General features: G+C 63.2%; 17 protein-coding genes and 1 tRNA gene. 7 read left to right on the top strand and 11 right to left on the bottom strand.

Annotated features, from left to right (window positions below):
• Positions 1 to 39: 39 nt before the first annotated feature.
• Positions 40 to 2,031: a hybrid sensor histidine kinase/response regulator gene (locus BX592_RS06865; protein ID WP_134190914.1), complete on the top strand. Its 1,992-nt coding sequence runs from the start codon at positions 40 to 42 to the stop codon at positions 2,029 to 2,031.
• On the opposite strand, the gene mscL is transcribed toward BX592_RS06865, so the two are convergent.
• The 5 genes from mscL to mfd form a co-directional block, all read right to left on the bottom strand.
• Positions 2,028 to 2,468 carry a large conductance mechanosensitive channel protein MscL gene (gene mscL, locus BX592_RS06860; protein ID WP_134190913.1) on the bottom strand — a complete coding sequence of 147 codons (441 nt, stop codon included), beginning with the start codon at positions 2,466 to 2,468 and terminating at the stop codon, positions 2,028 to 2,030. The two genes, BX592_RS06865 and mscL, sit on opposite strands and share 4 nt — an antisense overlap.
• 91 nt (positions 2,469 to 2,559) lie before the next feature.
• Positions 2,560 to 3,582, bottom strand: coding sequence for a threonine/serine dehydratase family protein (locus BX592_RS06855; protein ID WP_134190912.1), 1,023 nt, complete (start codon positions 3,580 to 3,582; stop codon positions 2,560 to 2,562).
• A 54-nt stretch (positions 3,583 to 3,636) separates the two neighbouring features.
• Positions 3,637 to 4,917: an acetylornithine deacetylase gene (argE, locus tag BX592_RS06850; RefSeq protein ID WP_134190911.1), complete on the bottom strand. Its 1,281-nt coding sequence runs from the start codon at positions 4,915 to 4,917 to the stop codon at positions 3,637 to 3,639.
• 129 nt (positions 4,918 to 5,046) lie between these two features.
• Entirely contained in the window at positions 5,047 to 6,405 is a 1,359-nt protein-coding gene (locus BX592_RS06845; protein ID WP_134190910.1) for a M20 family metallopeptidase, read from the bottom strand.
• Positions 6,406 to 6,412: 7 nt separating this feature from the next.
• Entirely contained in the window at positions 6,413 to 9,913 is a 3,501-nt protein-coding gene (gene mfd / locus BX592_RS06840) for a transcription-repair coupling factor (RefSeq protein ID WP_134190909.1), read from the bottom strand.
• Positions 9,914 to 10,045: 132 nt separating this feature from the next.
• Here mfd and ispD point away from each other — a divergent pair, with 132 nt between their 5' ends.
• Both ispD and ispF read left to right on the top strand, forming a co-directional pair.
• Positions 10,046 to 10,774, top strand: coding sequence for a 2-C-methyl-D-erythritol 4-phosphate cytidylyltransferase (ispD, locus tag BX592_RS06835; protein ID WP_134190908.1), 729 nt, complete (start codon positions 10,046 to 10,048; stop codon positions 10,772 to 10,774).
• An 83-nt stretch (positions 10,775 to 10,857) separates the two neighbouring features.
• Entirely contained in the window at positions 10,858 to 11,337 is a 480-nt protein-coding gene (gene ispF / locus BX592_RS06830; RefSeq protein WP_134190907.1) for a 2-C-methyl-D-erythritol 2,4-cyclodiphosphate synthase, read from the top strand.
• 146 nt (positions 11,338 to 11,483) lie between these two features.
• Here ispF and BX592_RS06825 read toward each other — a convergent pair whose 3' ends face one another.
• The 4 genes from BX592_RS06825 to ompR form a co-directional block, all read right to left on the bottom strand.
• Positions 11,484 to 12,008 (bottom strand): carboxymuconolactone decarboxylase family protein, encoded by a 525-nt coding sequence (locus BX592_RS06825; protein WP_134190906.1) that lies wholly within the window; start codon positions 12,006 to 12,008, stop codon positions 11,484 to 11,486.
• Between the two features lie 76 nt (positions 12,009 to 12,084).
• Positions 12,085 to 12,633 carry a peroxiredoxin gene (locus BX592_RS06820; protein ID WP_134190905.1) on the bottom strand — a complete coding sequence of 183 codons (549 nt, stop codon included), beginning with the start codon at positions 12,631 to 12,633 and terminating at the stop codon, positions 12,085 to 12,087.
• A gap of 307 nt (positions 12,634 to 12,940) precedes the next feature.
• Positions 12,941 to 14,290, bottom strand: coding sequence for an ATP-binding protein (locus BX592_RS06815; protein ID WP_134190904.1), 1,350 nt, complete (start codon positions 14,288 to 14,290; stop codon positions 12,941 to 12,943).
• Positions 14,291 to 14,333: 43 nt separating this feature from the next.
• The gene (gene ompR / locus BX592_RS06810; protein ID WP_007585880.1) at positions 14,334 to 15,068 is read right to left on the bottom strand and encodes an osmolarity response regulator transcription factor OmpR; all 735 of its coding nucleotides are present in this window, start codon (positions 15,066 to 15,068) and stop codon (positions 14,334 to 14,336) included.
• Between the two features lie 228 nt (positions 15,069 to 15,296).
• Between ompR and BX592_RS06800 the strand changes: the two genes are divergently transcribed.
• Both BX592_RS06800 and BX592_RS06795 read left to right on the top strand, forming a co-directional pair.
• Complete coding sequence (locus BX592_RS06800) at positions 15,297 to 15,635, top strand: hypothetical protein (RefSeq protein WP_134190902.1); 339 nt, start codon at positions 15,297 to 15,299, stop codon at positions 15,633 to 15,635.
• Between the two features lie 56 nt (positions 15,636 to 15,691).
• Positions 15,692 to 16,903, top strand: coding sequence for a DUF1501 domain-containing protein (locus tag BX592_RS06795; protein WP_134190901.1), 1,212 nt, complete (start codon positions 15,692 to 15,694; stop codon positions 16,901 to 16,903).
• Positions 16,904 to 16,986: 83 nt separating this feature from the next.
• Here the strand turns inward: BX592_RS06795 and BX592_RS06790 are convergent, their stop codons facing one another.
• Positions 16,987 to 17,820, bottom strand: a complete 834-nt coding sequence (locus BX592_RS06790) for a squalene/phytoene synthase family protein (protein WP_134190900.1) — start codon at positions 17,818 to 17,820, stop codon at positions 16,987 to 16,989.
• Positions 17,821 to 18,204: 384 nt separating this feature from the next.
• Between BX592_RS06790 and BX592_RS06785 the strand changes: the two genes are divergently transcribed.
• Positions 18,205 to 18,291, top strand: a tRNA-Leu gene (locus tag BX592_RS06785).
• Between the two features lie 201 nt (positions 18,292 to 18,492).
• Here the strand turns inward: BX592_RS06785 and BX592_RS33735 are convergent.
• Positions 18,493 to 18,633: a hypothetical protein gene (locus BX592_RS33735; RefSeq protein WP_166676313.1), complete on the bottom strand. Its 141-nt coding sequence runs from the start codon at positions 18,631 to 18,633 to the stop codon at positions 18,493 to 18,495.
• A gap of 346 nt (positions 18,634 to 18,979) precedes the next feature.
• On the opposite strand from BX592_RS33735, the gene BX592_RS06780 reads away from it, so the two are divergent.
• Positions 18,980 to 19,717 carry a class II aldolase/adducin family protein gene (locus tag BX592_RS06780; RefSeq protein ID WP_134191060.1) on the top strand — a complete coding sequence of 246 codons (738 nt, stop codon included), beginning with the start codon at positions 18,980 to 18,982 and terminating at the stop codon, positions 19,715 to 19,717.
• The last annotated feature ends 2 nt before the right edge of the window (positions 19,718 to 19,719 follow it).

Genomic DNA, 19,719 nt, shown 5'->3' with positions numbered 1-19,719 from the left:
GACGCCGGTCATCGACAGCACACACAACGAAGAACCAGCATGACACAAGACGTATCCACGTTGCCCACGGCGCATGTGCTCGTCGTCGACGATGACGAGGGTATCCTGCGGCTCGCCCGCAAGTCGCTCGAACGCGCCGGCTGCAAGGTCGCGCTGTGCGCGGGCGTTGGCGCGGCGCGCGCACGCATCGCCGAGAGCGCGCCTGACCTGCTCGTGCTCGACTATCAGTTGACCGGCGCGGAAACAGGCCTCGACTTCTTCCGCCGGCTGCGCAGCGAGGGCGTGCGCGTGCCGGCTATTCTCGTCACCGGCTTCACTGACGAATCGCGCGTGATCGAGGCGTTGCGCTCGGGGGTGTCCGATGTCGTGCCGAAGGCGGGCGACTATCTCGACTATCTGCCGGAAGCGGTCGAGCGCGTGCTGTCGCAGGTGCGGCTGCAACGGGCCTCCGCCGAAGCGTTGATGCTGCGCGATCGCGAAGAGCACTACAGGACGCTGTCCGAAGCGCTGCCGCACCTCGTGCTGACCTGCAACACGAGCGGCGCATGCGACTTCGTGTCGAAGCAGTGGTTCGACTACACCGGCCTCGATAGCGCCGCTTCGCTCGGGCTCGCATGGCTCGACGCGGTGCATCCGGACGATCGCGAGGAAGTCCGCCGCACGTGGCTGAAAACCGTGCGCAGCGGCACCTCCGAATACCGGCACGAGTTGCGCATTCGCCGGCATGACGGCGCGTGGCGCTGGTTCGATACGCGCATCGTCGCAATGCGCGATGCGGACGGCACGGTCAGCAAGTGGTTCGGCAGTTGCACGGACGTCCATTCGCAGCGCGAGGCGATCGAGGAGCGCGAGCGGCTGCTCGAGTCGGAGCAGACCGCGCGCCAGCTCGCCGAAGAAGCGAACCGCGCGAAGGACCGCTTTCTCGCGATGCTGTCGCACGAGCTGCGCACGCCGCTGACGCCGGTGCTGGCCGGCGCGCGGATGGTCGAGATGATTCCGGGGCTACCCGAATCGGCGCGCTCGGGCATCGCGATGATCCGCCGCAACGTCGAACTGGAAGCGCGGTTGATCGACGATCTGCTCGATCTGACGCGTGTCGCGAACGGCAAGCTGCGCCTCGCGCACGAAACCGTCGACGTGCACGAGGTGATCGACAGCGTGCTCGAACTCTTTCGCAGCGAAATTCAGGTGAAGCAGCAGGACGTGCACGTCGACAAGGCGGCCCGTCATCACTATGTGCTCGGCGACCGCGCGCGGCTGCAGCAGATGCTGTGGAATCTGATCCGTAACGCGGCGAAGTTCACGCCGGACGGCGGCCATATTTACGTGCGTACCCGCGACGAGCGGATGCACTTGCAGATTTCAGTCGAGGATACCGGCGTCGGTATCGAGCCTGCGCAGATAGGCAAGCTGTTCAATGCGTTCGAGCAGGGCAGCCAGAATATGTCGCGGCAGTTCGGCGGCCTCGGGCTCGGCCTGGCGATCACGAAAGCGCTAACCGATGCGCACGGCGGCACGGTCACCGCATATAGTCCCGGCGCGCATTGCGGCGCGACATTCACGATTACACTGCCGACCGCGGAGCCGCCGGCGGACAAGCCGGTCGTTGCGGACGCATCGATCGGCTACCCGGCCGGCGCGCTGTCGATCCTGATGATCGAAGACCACGAAGATACCGCCGAGGTGATGGCGCAGCTGATTCGCACACTCGGGCACGAAGTGACCGTCGTCGGGCGCGTCGCGGACGCGCTTGCGGCGACGCAAACGGCTTCGTTCGATCTGATCGTCAGCGATGTCGGTTTGCCGGATGGCACCGGCATCGATTTCGTCCGCGCGTTTCGCGAGCGCTCCGATGTGCCGGCCATTGCGCTGACCGGCTTCGGTACCGACGAGGATATCCGCCGTTGCCTCGACGCGGGCTTTAACGCGCATCTGACCAAGCCGGTCAATTTCACGCAGCTCGAGAAGGCGATCGAGAGCGCGGCGGACGCGAAGGCGCAAAAGACCGCGAGCGACGGCGCAAGCGCCTAGCGCGGCGCGCTCTTCAGCGAATCGCGGATTTCCCGCAGCAACAGCGTGTCTTCCGGCGGCGCGGGCGGCGGCGCCGCTTCGGCCGGCCTGCGCAGGTTGTTGATGAATTTCACCATCAGAAAGATGATGAACGCGAGAATTGCGAAGTTGATCACGGCCGTGATGAACGAGCCATAGCCGAATACCGCGACGCCCGCCGTCTGCAAGTCCTTGTATGAGCTTGGGTTGCCCTTGTAGTTGTCGGGAATATGACCGAGCAGAATAAACAGGTTCGAGAAATCGAGGCCGCCGGTTACGACGCCGATAACCGGCATGATCAGATCTTTCACCACAGAATTGACGATGGTGGAAAACGCGCCGCCGATAATCACCCCGACTGCCAGATCCATCACGTTGCCCTTGAGGGCGAATTCCTTGAATTCCTTGATCATGCTCATAAGGCATCTCTCCTGGTGGTCAATGCACGCATGATAGCGAACGATCAGGCAAACGGGGTAGGAGCGCTTACCCCGGTTTTTACCGCGCGTCCTATGCCTGCGTCGAGCGTGCGCGCTCGATATGCGTCGCGAACGTGAGGGTATCGGTGTTGGTACCGCATAGCAGGACGCCGACGCGTTTGCCCTGCAGTGTTTCGCGCAACGGTCCGAGCAACGCGGCGGTCGCCGCCGCGCAAGCGGGCTCGACCGCCAGTTTCAGTTGCGCGAACAACGTGAGCATCGCCGCGCGCAGCTGGTCGTCCGAGACGGTCACGAGCCGGTCGATATGCCGGCGGCACAGTTCGTAGCTGTATTGCTCGGTGTGCGGCGACATCAGCGAATCGGCGATCGAATGCATATGGCCCATCTTCACGGTATGGTTCGCCGCGAAGCTGCGACTCATCACATCGGAGCCTTCGGGTTCGACGCCGTACACATGGACGCGCGGATTTGCGAGCCGCAGTGCGGTCGATACGCCGGCCGCGAGTCCGCCGCCGCCGATCGGCACGATCACCGCGTCGAGGTCCGGCGTTTGCGTCGCCCATTCGTAGCCGAGCGTCGCGGTGCCGAGCACGGTCCGGTAACCGTTGAACGGGTGCACGAAGTAGCGGCCTTCTTCCGCTTCGATGCGGCGCACGATCTCGAACGCTTCGACCGGATTTTCCGCGACGACTACTTCCGCGCGAAACTGCCGGCACAACGCGATGCGCGCCGGATTCGCCGAACGGAACACCACGACTTTCGCGCTAATGCCAAGCCGCATCGCCGCATAAGCGACTGCGATCGCATGATTGCCGCCGGACACGCAGGTCACGCCCGCGCTACGTTGCGGTTCATCGAGCGCCAGCAGGTTCGTAAACGCGCCGCGCGCCTTGAAGCTGCCGCCGGCCTGCAGTAACTCGAACTTGAAGTTGACGAGCGTGCCTTCGAGTGTCGGGAAGTCCATCCGGTCGAACACCGGCGTTCGCACGACCCACGGCGTCAACGCAAAATGCTGCGAGGCGATCGCATCGAGCGTCGGAATCGGCTCGCCGTCGATCGTGTGGTCGGTGTGCTGCTGGATGGCGGTGGACATGGCGTGAGCGTATCTGGGTTGTGTTCGTGGAGACGTCTGCGGCTTGAGCCGGAGTCAGCGCGTGTGTGCGTCGATCGACATGCTGTGAATGAACTTGCCGAGAAAGCGCTCGCATTGCGCGAGCTGATCGAGTGCGACGAATTCGTTGGCCTTGTGCGCCTGCTGGATGTCGCCCGGCCCGCAGACGATGCTCGGAATGCCTGCGCGAGAGAAAAGGCCAGCTTCCGTCGCGTAAGCGACCTTATGCTTGTCGCGATGCGCGGTGAGCGCGCGCACGAGTTGCGTAATCGCGGCCTGCTCGGCCGCATCGAGTCCGGGCGCGGCGGCGACTTTCGTGAATTCGATCGCGGCGGCCTCATGCTCGCGCTTCATTTTTGGCAGCAGTGTCTCGCGAGCGTATTGCTCGATGCGAGCAAAGATCGGTTCGGGGTTGAGGGTCGGCAGATTGCGGAACTCGAATGCAAAGCGGCATTCGGCCGGCACCGTGTTGACGGCGTTGCCGCCTTCGATCGTGCTCGTTTGCGCGGTGGTAAACGGTACGTCGTAGAGTTCGTCGAAAGGCCCTTGTTCGCGGAACTGGTCCGCGATGTCGCGGATATGGCAGATCAGACGCGCCGCATATTCAATCGCATTCAGGCCCTGTGGCGTGAGCGACGAATGCGCGGCCTGGCCGCGCACGCAACACTGGTACACGTTGATGCCCTTGTGCGCGATGATCGGCCGCATGCTGGTCGGCTCGCCGACGATACATCCTTCGGGCTTGATGCCGCGTTTGATCAGATCTTCGATCAGCAGCGGCGCGCCGACGCAGCCCACTTCTTCGCCGAACGAGAGGGCGAGATGAATGGGCCGCGCGAGCTTTGCGCGTTGCATATCGGGCACGGCCGTCAGCGCTGCTCCGATAAAACCCTTCATGTCGCAGGTGCCGCGGCCGTATAGCTTGCCGTCTCGCACTTCCGGCCGGAACGGGTCACTGTCCCACTTCTGGCCATCGACCGGCACCACATCCGTATGTCCGGACAATACGACGCCGCCGTTCGTTTCGCCGTCGTGCGCTGGGATCGTTGCGAATAAATTCGCCCATGTGCCGCCGTCGCCATGCGTGAGCGTCGCGTCGATGCCCTGCTTACGCAATGCGTCGCGCACGGTTTCAATCAGGCTGAGATTCGGATTACGACTAACGGTATCGAATGACACAAGACGTTCGACCCACGGCAGCGAAAGCGGTGCAGTACGGGAATTGGCTTGAGAAGAGAGGCCGGATTCAGAAGCGTCGGACGCGGATGGAGAGGACATTCGTGCGGGCTGAGCTGCTGATTCAGCGACCTGGGACATGACGGGGACTCCGGCTTGATTGTCTGCCCGATCATACCCAAAAACCCTTAATAAGCCAAAATGCCGCATATTGATCGCGCGTTGCGCGGGCCGGTTGCGCGTCGCAGCATAAAACACACATCGCGCGGCTTAAGCGCGAAGCAATTCGAGCAGTGTGTCTTCGTAGATTTGATAGACGGGCGCGATGCTTGACAGGTCGACACGCTCATCGTTTGCGTGAAACTGTTCGCCGCGCGGGCCGAAGCCGCATAGTGCAGGGATTGATAGCGACGCCAGGTAGTTGCCGATATTCGAAGGGCCGGCCACTTCGCACGATGGCGCCGCACCGAATCTGTGCTGTGCCGCTTTGCACAACGCGGTGATCATCGGATGGCTATCGGGCACACGATAAGCGGGCCAACCATCGATCCATTCGATGTCCGTCAATAGATTATTTGCAGGACTAGCCGTATAGGCGATGTCATGCGCGCGCACTGCATCGGCGATCAGGCTGCGCGCGTGCCGCGCATCGAAACGGGGTGTGAGCCGGATATCGATTGTGACTTCGCACCGGTCCGGTACCGCCGTGAACGCACCGTCTCCCGATCGGATGCCGGTCACGGTCAATTGTGCCTGGCGGTTAAAAGTCGCATCGTCAATCGCGGGTAGCGGTATATCGTGTAATGCGTTCGCGAGCGCGGCGCCGCGCACCGCCGCGTTGAGGCCGCGCGAACTGCCGCTGCCCGAATGCGCGGCGATGCCGTGCACGACGAGCCGCGCACGCAGAAAGCCGCGGGCGCCGACCATCAGGCGCGCGTGCCCGGGGTAGCCGATCAGGACGCCGTCAGGGCGAGGTGGGTCGCAGCGGCCTGCGCCGATGATTTGATTGCCAGTGCTGTCAATATTGCCGGTGTTGTCGAAAAACGCACGCGCGCCGCCGAAGCGGCCGGTATGTTCGTCGAGATCGAGCAACAGGCCGATGCGTCCGGCGAATTCGGCGGTACGGTGTGAAAGCGCTGCCAGTAGATGCGCAAAGAGCGCGGCGCCAGCTTTGCTATCGGCCGCGCCGCGGCCGTATAGCCAGCCGTCGACGATGTGTGCGGCAAGCGGCGGGTGCGTCCAGACCGATTCATCGCCGAAACCCGCGGTGTCGAGCGTCGCGTTTAGCACGTAATAACGCGTGCTGGCCGCGCTTTTGTCAGAAGAATTGTTTGCCGCCCGCGTTGGCGCGGTGCCGCACACTTGCACATACAGTCCGAGCGGTTCGCCGCGCGCGGACATCACGCGCGTGCACGGCAACGCGGGTGCATGCCGCGCAAACCATTGCTCGATGCATTCGAGTACCGGCGCGGTCGGGTCGATTCCGCCGCGGCTCGGGATACGCACGAGGCGCGTCAGCAGATCGACGATCGAAGCGGTCCGTGCGGCGAGCGGTTCATCCGCATCCGCGGTTGCGTGCAGAACCTTTGTGCGCTGGGCGCGCTTGCCGCTGGCGGATCGGCCGCTCATCGCCGTTTTACTGCGCGGTCACGCGCTGACCGGCCGCGCCTTTCGACGACGCGCCGAGCGCACGCAACGTTTCCTTGACGGTCGCGACGCGCACGGCGAGGTCGGGGCTGCGCGTCTCGATGCGCAGTTTGTCCTGGCCGGCAAGTTTGATGTGCTTGTGCTTTTGCACCATCTCGATGATGCGCATCGCGTCGACTGGCGGATTCGGAATGAATTGCAGCGCGATCACCGCTTCGCCGGCGTCGATCTTCGAAATGCCAAGCGGCCTTGCGGCGAGGCGCAGCCGATGCGTTTCGACCAGTGCGTGCGCCTGCGGCGGCAGCTTGCCGAAGCGGTCGATCAGTTCTTCCTGAATGCCGTCGATCGAATCGTTGTGTTCGCAATTGGCCAGACGCTTGTACAGCGATAGCCGCTCCTGCACGTCGCCGCAGTAGTCGGCCGGCAGGATCGCCGGCGCGTGCAGATTGATTTCGGTGGTGGCCGCAAGCGGCGCGGTGAGATCGGGTTCCTTGCCGTCTTTCAGCGCTTTCACCGCGTCGTTCAGCATGTCGGTGTACAACTGGAAGCCGATTTCGTGAATCTCGCCGGACTGCTTGTCGCCGAGCACTTCGCCCGTGCCGCGAATTTCGAGGTCGTGCATCGCGAGATAGAAGCCGGCGCCGAGCTCTTCCATCTGCTGAATCGCCTCGAGCCGGCGCTGCGCCTGTTTCGTGAGCCCCTGTGGATCATGCACGAGCAGATAGCTGTACGCCTGGTGATGCGAACGGCCGACCCGTCCGCGCAACTGATGCAATTGCGCGAGGCCGAACTTGTCGGAGCGGTGAATCAGAATGGTGTTCGCGCTCGGCACGTCGATGCCGGTTTCGATAATCGTCGTACAGAGCAGCACGTTCGCGCGTTGCGCGACGAAATCGCGCATCACACGTTCCAGCTCGCGCTCGTGCATCTGTCCATGCGCGACCGCAATGCGCGCTTCGGGAACGAGCGCCTCGAGCATCGCGCGGCGATTCTCGATCGTCTCCACTTCGTTATGCAGAAAGTACACCTGGCCGCCGCGCTTCAATTCGCGCAGCATCGCCTCGCGGATCACACTGTCTTCCTCGCGCCGCACGAAGGTTTTGATCGCGAGCCGCTTCTGCGGCGCGGTCGCGATTACCGAGAAATCGCGCAGGCCTTCGAGCGCCATGCCGAGCGTGCGGGGAATCGGCGTCGCGGTGAGCGTCAGCACGTCGACTTCGGCGCGCAGCGCCTTCAGCGCTTCCTTTTGACGCACGCCGAAGCGATGCTCTTCGTCGATGATCACCAGCCCGAGCCGCTTGAATTGCACTTCCGATGAAAGCAGCTTGTGCGTGCCGATCACAATGTCGACAGTGCCGTCGTTGATCTGCTGGATCGCGCTGCTGATTTCCTTCGCGGTCCTGAAGCGCGACAGCTCGACGATGCGCACCGGCCAGTCGGAGAAGCGGTCCGAGAAGGTCTGCGTATGCTGTTCGGCGAGCAGCGTGGTCGGCGATAGCAGTGCGACCTGTTTGCCGCCCATCACCGCGATAAAGGCCGCGCGCAACGCGACTTCGGTCTTGCCGAAGCCGACGTCGCCGCAGACCAGCCGGTCCATCGGCTTGCCGCTTGTCATATCGCCGATCACTGACGCAATTGCGGCGGCCTGGTCCGGCGTTTCCTCGAAGCCGAAGCTTTCCGCGAATTTCACGTAGTCGCGCGGATCGAGCTTGAATGCGTGGCCTTCGCGCGCCGCGCGGCGTGCGTACAGGTTGAGCAGTTCGGCGGCCGTATCGCGAATCTGTTGCGCGGCCTTGCGTTTGGCCTTTTCCCATTGGCCGGAGCCGAGCGCATGCAGTGGCGCGCTTTCCGGGTCCGCGCCGCTATAGCGGGAGATCACATGCAATTGCGCAACCGGCACGTACAGCTTGCTTTCGCCCGCGTATTCGAGGTGCAGAAACTCGGTTTCGCCTTCGCCGAGATCCATCGTGACCAGGCCCATGTAGCGGCCGATGCCGTGCTGCGAATGCACGACCGGATCGCCGACCTTGAGCTCCGACAGATCGCGCACCATCGAGTCGACGTTGCTTGCCTGCTCCTGGCGGCGGCGTCCCGCACGGCGCGCAAGCGGGCCGTAAAGTTCGGTTTCGGTGATGATCGCGATGCCTTCGCCCGGCAGCGCGAAGCCGCTCGCGAGCGGCGCGACGCCCAGTGCGAAACGCGCGTCCTCGGTAAGCCATGCGTCGAAACTATCGGTGGAACCGGCGCGCAGGTCGTGTTCCGCGAGCAGTTGCGCGATGGTCTCGCGGCGTCCCGCCGATTCGACCGCGAACAGCACGCGATTCGGCGTCGTATCCAGATACGCGCGTAATGCGGTCACAGGATCGTCCGCGTGACGGTCGAGCGCGAGATTGGGCAGCGGCAACGCCCAGCCGCCTTCCGCTTTCGACGGCAGCACGAGGCGCGCGAACGGTTTGGCGAGCGTGAAGAAGTCTTCGTCCGACAGAAAGAGCCGCTGCGGCTCGAGGATCGGCCGGTCGCGATCGTGTGACAGGAAGCTGAAGCGCTGCCGCGTGTCGGCGGTAAAGCGTTTGATCGCCGCGTCGAGGTCGCCCGCGAACACCAGATGCGAGCCTTCGGGCAGATAGTGAAAGAGCGTGGCGGTTTCCTCGAAGAACAGCGGCAGGTAATACTCGATGCCTGCCGACGGCACGCCATTGCCGATGTCCTTGTAAATGGATGCACGGCTCGGGTCGCCTTCGAACACCTCGCGCCAGCGGCTGCGAAACGCAGTGCGCGATGCTTCGTCGAACGGAAACTCGCGGCCCGGCAGCAGGCGCACGTCGCGGACCGGGTAAAGGCTGCGCTGCGTATCCGGATCGAACGCGCGGATCGAGTCGACCTGATCGTCGAACAGATCGAGCCGGTACGGCAGCGGCGAACCCATCGGGAACAGGTCGATCAGCGAGCCGCGCACGCAGTACTCGCCGGGCCGCATCACCTGGCTCACGTGTTCGTAGCCGGCCAGCGTGAGTTGCGACTTCAGCTTTGCTTCGTCAAGCCGCTCGCCCTGCGCGAACGCGAACGTGTAGGCGGCCATGAACGAAGCGGGCGGCATCCGGTACAGCGCGGTGGTGGCCGGCACCAGCAGGATGTCGCAGCGGCCTTCGCCGAGATCGTGCAGCGTCGCGAGCCGTTCCGAGACCAGATCCTGGTGCGGCGAGAACGTGTCGTACGGCAGTGTTTCCCAGTCCGGCAGCAGCCGCACGCGCGCATTCGGCGCGAAGTAGGGGATTTCCTGCGCGAGGCGCTGCGCATCCACCGCGCTCGCGCAGACCACCGCGATGAGCGGCAGCCGTTCGTGGTACGCGAGGTGATAACGGGCGACCAGCAGCGCGTCGGCGGAGCCGTGCGCGCCATCGAAGGCATAACGCTGGCCGGCCTTGACGGCCGCCACAGGCGGATTGATCGATGACAGATTCGGTGGCGGGGTGGCGGCGGTGTCGGACATAAATAAGGAAGAACGGCCGTTGAGTTGACCGGAGCGTCGGCAGAAACGGCAAGTTTACGCGTGTCGGGACGTGCGGGCGAAGGACCTATTATAAAATCCGACCTTCACTTTGACTTTGCAGCATCCCGTTCTGTGACTCCCCGTCTTTTTGCCCTGATTCCCGGTGCGGGTACCGGCAGCCGTTCCGGCGCGCCGATGCCCAAGCAATATCGAAGCGTTGCCGGACGCGACATGCTGCATTACTCGCTCGCGGCGTTCGACGCGTGCAGCGAGTTTGCGCAGACGCTGGTCGTGCTCGCGCCGAACGACGAGCATTTCGATGCGCGCCGCTTCGCGGGTCTGCGCTTTGCGGTGCGACGTTGCGGCGGTGCGTCGCGGCAGGCGTCGGTGCTGAACGGTCTGCATGCGCTTGCCGAATTCGGGGCAAGCGACAACGACTGGGTGCTCGTGCACGACGCGGCCCGCCCCGGTATCACGCCGACGCTGATCCGCTCGCTGGTCGACGCGCTCAAGGACGATGCGATCGGCGGCATTATGGCGCTGCCGGTCGCGGACACGCTAAAGCGCATTGCGCCGGATACCGATACTCGCATTGCGCGCACCGAAGGCCGCGACGGACTCTGGCAGGCACAGACGCCGCAGATGTTCCGCGTCGGCATGCTACGCGAGGCGATTCTGCGCGCGCAGCAAGAGGGCCACGATCTGACCGACGAGGCGAGCGCGATCGAATGGATCGGGCATGCGCCGCGGCTCGTGCAGGGCAGCCTGCGCAATTTCAAGGTGACCTACCCGGAAGATTTCGATCTGGCGGACGCGATCCTGAGCCGGCCGGCCGCGACGCTGAATGCGGCTTCTTCGTGACAGTTCGCTTCTCTCCCTGACGCGGCGCGCGGCAACGCGCTATCGCGGTTGCCGGCCACCACATAACAATGGACCCCACCACTATGGATTTCAGAATCGGACAAGGTTACGACGTGCACGCGCTGGTGCCGGGCCGGCCGTTGATCATCGGCGGCGTGACGGTGCCGTATGATCGCGGGCTGCTTGGCCATTCGGACGCGGACGTGTTGCTGCACGCGATTACCGATGCGCTGTTCGGCGCCGCGTCACTCGGCGATATCGGCCGTCATTTTCCCGACACGGACAAGGAATTCGCCGGCGCCGACAGCCGGGTGCTGCTGCGCGAATGCGCGGCGCGCATTGCGCGCGCGGGTTTTGCGATCGCGAACGTCGACAGTACCGTGATCGCGCAGGCGCCGAAGCTCGCGCCGCATATCGACGCGATGCGCGCGAATATTGCCGCCGATTTGCAACTGCCGCTCGAGCGTGTCAACGTGAAGGCGAAGACCAATGAAAAGCTCGGCTATCTCGGCCGCGGCGATGGCATCGAGGCGCAGGCCGCGGTGTTGTTGACGCGCAAGTAGTTTGCGCGGGCTTGACCGGCGTTTGCCGGCGTCCAAAAGCAGAACGCCACGCAGATCATGCGTGGCGTTTTTGCTTGAGCCCGGCGATATCGTGTATCGCCGCGCGGGGTGACGCACTTGTGTGACGTATCGCTTAAAGCGCCGTATTACTTGCCTTCAGCAGCAATCACCAGCGCGGCGGCATTGATCACCGCGGCGATGCGGCCGACGTCGCGCAGCTGCGTCGAGCTCATGCCTTCCTTGAGCAGCGTATCGAAGTGCGACTTCACGCAGAAGTGACACTTGCCGATGATCGACGACGCGAGCGCGTACATTTCGAAGCGGCGCTTGTCGACGCCGCCGTGCGACGCGTATGCGTTCATCCGCAGGCCGGCGGGCTGCGACTTCAGATCCGCGTCGCCGGTCATTTCAACGTACGGGTACCACACGTTGTTCATGCCCATCAGCGCCGCTGCGGTCAGCGCGCCGTTGATTTCCTCGGGCGACAGCACGCCGGCATTGCGGATCGCGGCGACCAGCGCCGGGCTCTGCGCGGCAAACGCGGCAGCCAGCGCGACGGCGACCGCGTCGTTGCCTTCGAGCGACGAACGCGCGATCGTGCCGTCCAGATTCAAGCGAATATCCTTCGCGTAGTCAGGCACAAGTTCTTTGATCGCGGACAAGAATTCCATAGATATCTCCTATCGTGTTGCCGATAAAAAAGCCCGCCGGCTTTTTCAAGCTTAGCGGGCTTTCTGCTGCAATAAATTACAGCGTTGCGCCGCCGACTGCGCGGTTGCACGGGCACAGTTCGTCCGTTTGCAGACCGTCCAGAATGCGCAGCACTTCTTCCGGGTTACGGCCGACGTTCAGGTTGTTGACCGACACGTGTTGGATCACGTTGTGCGGGTCGACGATGAACGTCGCGCGCAGTGCAACACCGGCTTCCTTGTCGCGCACGCCGAGCTGGTCGATCAGCTCGCCCTTGACATCGCCGAACGCGTAGTGGTTCAGCTTGTCGAGGTCCTTGTGTTCACGGCGCCATGCGAGCTTGACGAACTCGTTGTCGACGCTGCCGCCGAGCAGAACGGCGTCACGCTCTGCGAAGTCTTTCGTCAGCTTGCCGAATTCGACGATTTCCGTCGGGCAAACGAACGTGAAGTCCTTCGGATAGAAGTAAATGATTTTCCACTTGCCCGGGAACGACTGTTCGGTGATTTCTTCGAACGCCGACACGCCGTTTTCTTCGTGGTGGTTAAAGCCAGGCTTCGCAGCGGTGACGGTGAAAGCTTCGATTTTATCGCCGACGGTTTTCATGCAGACACTCCTATGTAAAAAGTGGCAAACAGGTTTTCAAAGCGGGGTTGCTCGCCACGCGGCAACCGCCGTAACTGATCTGATCGGGCACCTCGCTCATTCGAGCGGTTTCGACGCGGTGCACAAACACTATAACTCTATTGCTATTTTCGGGCAATAGTTTTTCACTAACGACGCGGATAGATTTTCTTCAACACGACGATAGTGGGCGGCGGGACGATTGTTTCGGTTTCGTCCGAGGCAATCCTGTTGTTATGGGGACGAAGCAGGTTTTATTCAACCTGAACGGGCTGCCGCCGATGTTGCATTAGCCGCTCTTCGCGAGCGGGAACTCTATCGTCACCTCGAGGCCCGGACCCGGCGTCCGGTTGCGCAGCCGCAGTGCGCCGCGATACCGGCCGACCAGGCGCTGCACGATCGCCATCCCGAGGCCGGTGCCGTTCGCTTGCGTGCGTGCCGTATTGACACGGTAAAACGGTCGTGTGACAAGCGCGAGTTGGTCCTCGGGAATGCCCGGACCCTCATCGACCACCGACAACTCGACGCGCGAATGCGACACCCGCGTCTCGAGTATCACGTGCGGAATGCCATCGGCCTCGCTTAAGCCGTACTTGCGCGCGTTCTCGATCAGGTTGCCGACCACGCGCCGGATATCCGTTTCATCCGCTTCGATCACCGCGGACGGAGCGAGGCGCGTAATCAGCCGGATGCCGTCTTCGGTCGACATCCGCGCCGCCAGTTCGCCGGCGATCACCGACAGGTCGACCGGCTCGGGCATCCGCTGCACCGGCCGCGCGTAATCGAGGAAGCGCCCAATGATCATATCCATCTGCTCGATGTCGTCGATCATCGCGTCCTTGGTCGTCTGGTCGGAAGGACTCATTTCCGTCTCGAGTCTTAAGCGAGCAAGCGGCGTGCGCAGGTCGTGCGAGATGCCCGCGAGCATCAGTGCGCGGTCCGCTTCGAGTTGCTCGAGATCGCGCACCATCTGATTGAAGCTTCGGTTGGTTTCGGCCGCGACACCGAGACCGCGCTCGGGCAACTGCTCCGGCGATTGCCCGGAGCCGACCCGGCGCGCGGCCATCGCGAGTCGTGCGAATGGCCGGTTCACGAGGCTCGTGATGAATGCCGCGCCGAATAGCGAAAGCGCAAGTGCGAACACGCCCCAGCCGGCCCATTGCAGGCCGGTTACGTTATCGAGCTGATCGCGATCAAGCGCGACCCAGTAATCGTCGTCGTCGATCTTGAAGCTGATCCAGACGCCCGGAATGTCGTTCACCGATTGCGCGATGATCGTGTCGTCGCCAAGACGCCCGCGGATGTCATGCTCGATCAACCGGTTCAGCGATTCGTCCGGCTGCAGCTTGTATTTGTCGGTGGTTTCGCGCGGGTACACGCGCACGCCTTCGTTGCTTTCGAGATCCTGCAGCAGCGCGCGCCGCAAGTCCGGATCGGAGTAGAGCAGCGCGGTGCGCGTGAGCTTCACGATCGCGACCAGCTGCAACGCGACGCGCTGCGCGCGCGGCTCGCGTTCGATCACCCGGAAGCTCTGGAACCATGCGGCGAGACTGACCGCGATCAACAGCGCGATCAGCAGAAACGTCCGCCAGAAAAGGCCGCCGAACGCGAGCGTCAGGAGGCGCCGGTCGATCCGCATGCGGCCTTCTTATTGAAGATCTGACACCACGCAGTGAACCAACTCAGGCTGCGCCGTCAGGAATGAACACGTATCCGAGACCCCAGACGGTCTGGATAAAGCGGGGACTGCCGGGATCGGGTTCAATCAGTTTGCGAAGACGCGAGATCTGCACATCGAGACTGCGATCGAAGACTTCGTATTCGCGGCCGCGCGCCAGTTCCATCAGCTTTTCGCGCGACAGCGGTTGGCGCGGATGGCGGGCGAACACTTTCAATACCGAGAACTCGCCGGTGGTGAGCGGAATTTCCTGACCGGCTTTGGTCAATGTGCGCGTCGCGAGATTCAGCGCGAACTCGCCGAACTCGAACACCTCCGACGTTTCGGACGGGGCGCCCGGCAACTCGGATGGCGACTGTCTGCGCAATACCGCGTGAATGCGTGCGACCAGTTCGCGTGGGTTGAACGGTTTCGGCAGATAGTCGTCGGCACCCATTTCAAGGCCGACGATACGATCGACGTCTTCGCCTTTCGCGGTCAACATGATGATCGGCGTGCGGTCGTTGCTGCCGCGCAGACGCCGGCAAATGGAGAGCCCGTCCTCTCCCGGCAACATCAGGTCAAGCACCAGCAGATCGAAACGTTCGCGAACCCAAAGCTTGTTCATCGACGGCGCGTTTTCGGCGACATAGACGTTAAAGCCTTGCTCGCCGAGATAGCGGCGCAACAGGTCGCGCAACCGCGGGTCGTCGTCGACAACGAGGATTTTCGAAGGGTTTTTGGTTTCCATGGTCGGCATCTTAGCGCGATTAGAAAGGGGAACGCGTTTGCGGCATTTATCGCGTAACAGTCAGTTACAAAATTTACCCGGCCTGTGGCGCGGCGTAAAGCGGGCGCGCTTACACTCCTTTACTGTTCGCGCCAGTTCGGTAGATACTTCACTAGACCAACACTCTCGCGCCCGGTTTTTGCCGGAATCACCAAACGCATTTGAGGTAGCCGGTTGCAGCGTTACGAAGGGAACAAGATGAAGGGAGGGGTATGGCCGAACGTGCGCCTGAGCGTGATTGCGCTGGCAGCAGCGAGCACGTTCGCGGGCGCGCTGAGCCCGCCCGCGCTGGCCGACCCTCCGCCTGTTGCCGATCGCGTCGCTCCCCCTCGTCCCGCTTCTCATCCCCATACCCGTGCGCCTCGCACGCCACGCAAACCGGCTGTCGACACATCACCGGCCTCCGATGCGATCGTGCGCACGGCGGTGCCGCCGGATCTCGATCAGCGTCGTCGTGACGGACATATGACGCCCGAGGAGCGGCGTTTGTTAAGGCAGCATATCGAAGATGCGGTACGCGAGTTGTACAAGCGCTAGACACGCAGACGAAGCAGGGCACGCGACCCTGGATCGACAACGGAGCGAGACACAGCATGAAGCGACGCGTGTTCCTGTCCACTGCGGCGGCCGCGGGTGCGGCGCTTTCAGCGCTGTCGCTGCCGCGCGCGCCGTTTGCCGCTGCATGCGAAGGCGCGGCACGCTTCGCGCAAAGCGACGCGCGCTGCGCGAAGCGCGTTTCTCAGTACGACAGCACGGGTCGGGCCAGCGGTCGAAAGCTGCTGTTCCTCATCGAGCTCAAAGGTGGCAATGACGGATTGAACACTGTCGTGCCGTTTGCCGATCCGCTCTATTACTCGTTGCGTCCACATGTTGCGATCGCTCGCGATGCGGTGCTGCCGCTCGATGAGCGCGCCGCGCTGCATCCCGCGCTGCAGCCGCTGATGCCGCTTTGGCAACGCGGCGAGCTGGCCATTGTGCAAGGGCTGGGCTATCCGCACTTCAACCTGTCGCACTTTCGCGCGATGGAGATCTGGGACACCGCGTCCGACGCGCACCGGTATCTGCGCGATGGGTGGGTTACACGGGCGCTCGCATCCGCGCAAGCGGTTCCGCGCACGCCGGGTAGCGTGCTTGCTGGCGCGCTGCCTGGCGGTGCGCTGGTGATTGGCAGCGCAGAGCAGGGGCCGTTGACCGGCGCCGCGCGCGGCGTCACGACGCTGATGCCGTCGTCGAATTGCGCGGATGCGGATGGGGTCGTCGAGCATGCGTTGCTTACGCGTTTTCCGCTGGGTGCATTCGGCGCAGCGCTGGTCCACGCGATCGTTGCGAGCGCAGCGAGTCCGCCACGCGACGCGGCGTACGCGCGGCCCGATCACGATGCATCGGTGATTCGTGTGACGCTGAACGGCTTCGACACGCATGCGAACCAGCGCGAGCGGCACGCGCTGCTGCTCGCACAGTTCGCGCAAGGCGTCGATGCGTTGCAAGCAACACTGCGCGAACTGGGTCTATGGGATCAGACGTTGATCGTCACGTATTCGGAGTTCGGCCGGCGGCCTCGTGAAAACGATACCGGCGGCACCGATCACGGCAGCAGCGCCCCGCACTTTGTGATCGGCGGCAGCGTGCGCGGTGGTCTGTACGGCGCGCCGCCGGCAATGTCGCAGCTCGACGGCAACGGCAATCTGCCGATGGCGGTCGACTTCAGGCGGCTGTACGCGACCGTGCTGGCGTCGTGGTGGGGGTGCGATGCGGCGGCGGTGCTGCAGAGGTGCTTCGATCCGCTGCCATTGCTGCATATCTGAATGTGCGTGCTGCGTGCCACTAGCCGCGCGTCGCCGTCGTGTGTGCAAGCGTATCGCGGGGTGCGGCGGCAATGCGCGGTGATCTAGCGACGCCGCGCGGCGCGCCACGCAACCCATAGCTTGCGGATCGGCGTGAGCGCGATGCGCTGATGCAGTACGTGATAACCGTCGCGTTCGATCTCATCGAGCAGGGCAAGTGCCAGCGCGGCCAGTGCACGCAGCGTGCGCTGCGTGCCGCGCTCCGCGCCCGGCAGGCCACGCAGCGCGGTATCGATCGCGTCGCGCGCGCGCGTTGTCTGGAAGCGCATCAGATCGGTGAACGCGTCGGTGTAGCGGCGGTTAATCAGATCCGCGGCGGTCACGTTAAAACGTTGCATCTCATCGATCGGAATGTAAATGCGGCCATGACGCGCGTCGTCGCCCAGTTCGACGACAATCTGCGCCAGCATCAGCGCCTGCCCGAGCGGCGCGGCCCAGCTTGCCGCCGCTTGCGGGTCGTTCGCGGTGGCGCGCGCGATGACCGACGCGAACGTGCCGCCGACGCTATCCACATAGCGGCGCAGATTTGGATAGTCGAGGTAGCGCGCCTGGTCGAGATCCATCTCGAAGCCGGCCAGCAAGGTCTGCAGCGCCGGATACTCGGTGCGCGCATCCGGCCAGTGCGCGGCGAGCGCCTTCGATACCGGGTGCGATGGCTCGCCCGCCGCGAGCGCGGCGGCCTCCTTCTGCCACCACGCGAGTTTCGTGCGGCCGACGGTCGGATCGCTGGTCTCCCTGACCGTTTCTTCGAATTCGCGACGCAGCGCGAACAGCGCGGTCAGCAGCGGTTGTCGCGCAACCGGCGCCTGCCGCAGCGCGTAGTAAGTGCTCGATCCGGGAGGTGCCGCTTTTTGCTGGCAATAGTCGTCAAAATTCACGGCGTGCGAGGGTGGGATGTCGGGTGAGCGGGGGTGTTGGCCGGGGCTGTCCCGGGTTGTCCGTGCTTGCTGCGTAGTTTGCGCGTTGTCCGCGCATTGTCCACATTGTTGATTCGGACGCACGCGCGACGCGCTGCTTCGCTTCTTGCGGCGAGCCAAAAATTGTAGCATTGCATGCGTGACCCAGTTGCAGACAAGCGCATGCCGATCGGGTAGAATCTCGCGCTCACGGTTTCGACCACGCTGTGTGTCTGACAGAGTGGATCGGCCGGCACGCATCGCCGCGCGTCGCGCGGCTCACATAAACGACCGGATCAGCACGAAGCGGCAAACACGAAGCACCGTGAGTGCCGCGGCAAGACATCGGGTGCAATGCGCCCGGCGGCGAGGATGGCGAAATTGGTAGACGCACCAGGTTTAGGTCCTGACGCCCGCAAGGGTGTGGGGGTTCGAGTCCCCCTCCTCGCACCATCGAAGTGATGTCCGAATGGATGTCGTGATAAAGCCCTGCCGGCGTACGCGTTGAGCAGGGCTTTTTCTTGCGTTGAACGCATTGTTCGGCCCAGATGTTTTGCGCGTTACGGTGCGCTGCGCACAGGCATCGCATATAAAAGCACTACGCAAATAAAAACCCCGCGTACAGCGGGGTCGCATCGCGAGTCACATTGCCAATCAGCGGCAGTGACGAACCCAATGATGATGGTGATGATCGTACACCCGATGGCACTCGCGGTGATGTGCGTCGGCGAATGCGGACGACATGCTGCCCAATCCAGCCGCAACGGCAACCAGCACCAGTAAAACCTTCTTCATTCTCAATCCTCGAAATCAAATAGGCGAAAGGGACCGCCATGTTAACAAGGTCGCATTACGATTTGCTGAAAATAGGCTTGATGTGTCGTGCCAGACGAGTCCATGGTGTGGTGGCATTGCATTCGTGACGCCAAACTCTATCGCGCTGCGTCGCGTGCGCTGCGCGCCTTCCGTTTTTTCGTTGCGCGCGCAACGAGCTTGTCCTATGCTGCGCTGACACCCCCCGTGTCCCGCGCCGCAGCGCTACCGTGCTGAGATGGCGCGCGCCGAAAAAAAGGAGACCGCGATGTCCACCGTCGATGTTCGGCAAACCGTTACGCCCGCTATCGAACAGCATACAGAATGCATGACCGACGACGATGCGGAGCGCGCATTGCGCATCCAGCTTGCCGGTGTCTATCGCGTGTTTGCGATGCTCGGCTGGACTGAACTGATCTACAACCACATCACCGTGCGGGCGCCCGGACCGCGCACACACTTTCTGATCAATCCGTTCGGACTGCACTACACGGAAGTCACTGCGTCGAATCTGGTGAAGATCGACGTCGACGGGAACGTGGTCGGCACGTCTTCATACCCGGTGAACCCGGCGGGCTTCGTCGTGCACGCGGCGATTCATCGCGCGCTGCCCGACGCACACTGCGTGATGCATACGCATACCACCGCGGGTCTTGCGGTCGCGTGTTCGCGAACAGGGCTCGAGAATACGAACTTCTATTCGGCGCAACTGCACGAGATGGTCGCGTATCACGACTTCGAAGGTGTCACCGTGCATGCGGGCGAAGGACCGCGCGTTGTCGCCGATCTCGGCGACAGGCGGCTGATGATTTTGCGCAATCACGGGTTGCTGTCGATCGGTTCGACGATCGCCGAAGCGTTCGTGAGACTATGGACACTCAACCGCGCATGTGAAGTGCAACTCGCGACGGCGGCGCTAGGCGCGGCGCGGCAGATTCCAGGCAATGTCGCCGCGCGCAGCACACGTGACGCGCTCCAGTTCGATCCACGCCACGGCGCCGGCGCCGATGTATTGCGTGCGCTGCTGCGACAGGTCGATCGGATCGATCCGTCATACAAGGAGTGACC

This window comes from Paraburkholderia rhizosphaerae (assembly GCF_004366595.1).
GTDB lineage: Bacteria > Pseudomonadota > Gammaproteobacteria > Burkholderiales > Burkholderiaceae > Paraburkholderia > Paraburkholderia rhizosphaerae.
Note: the sequence above shows the minus strand (reverse complement) of the source record. Positions and strands in the feature narration are given on the sequence as shown.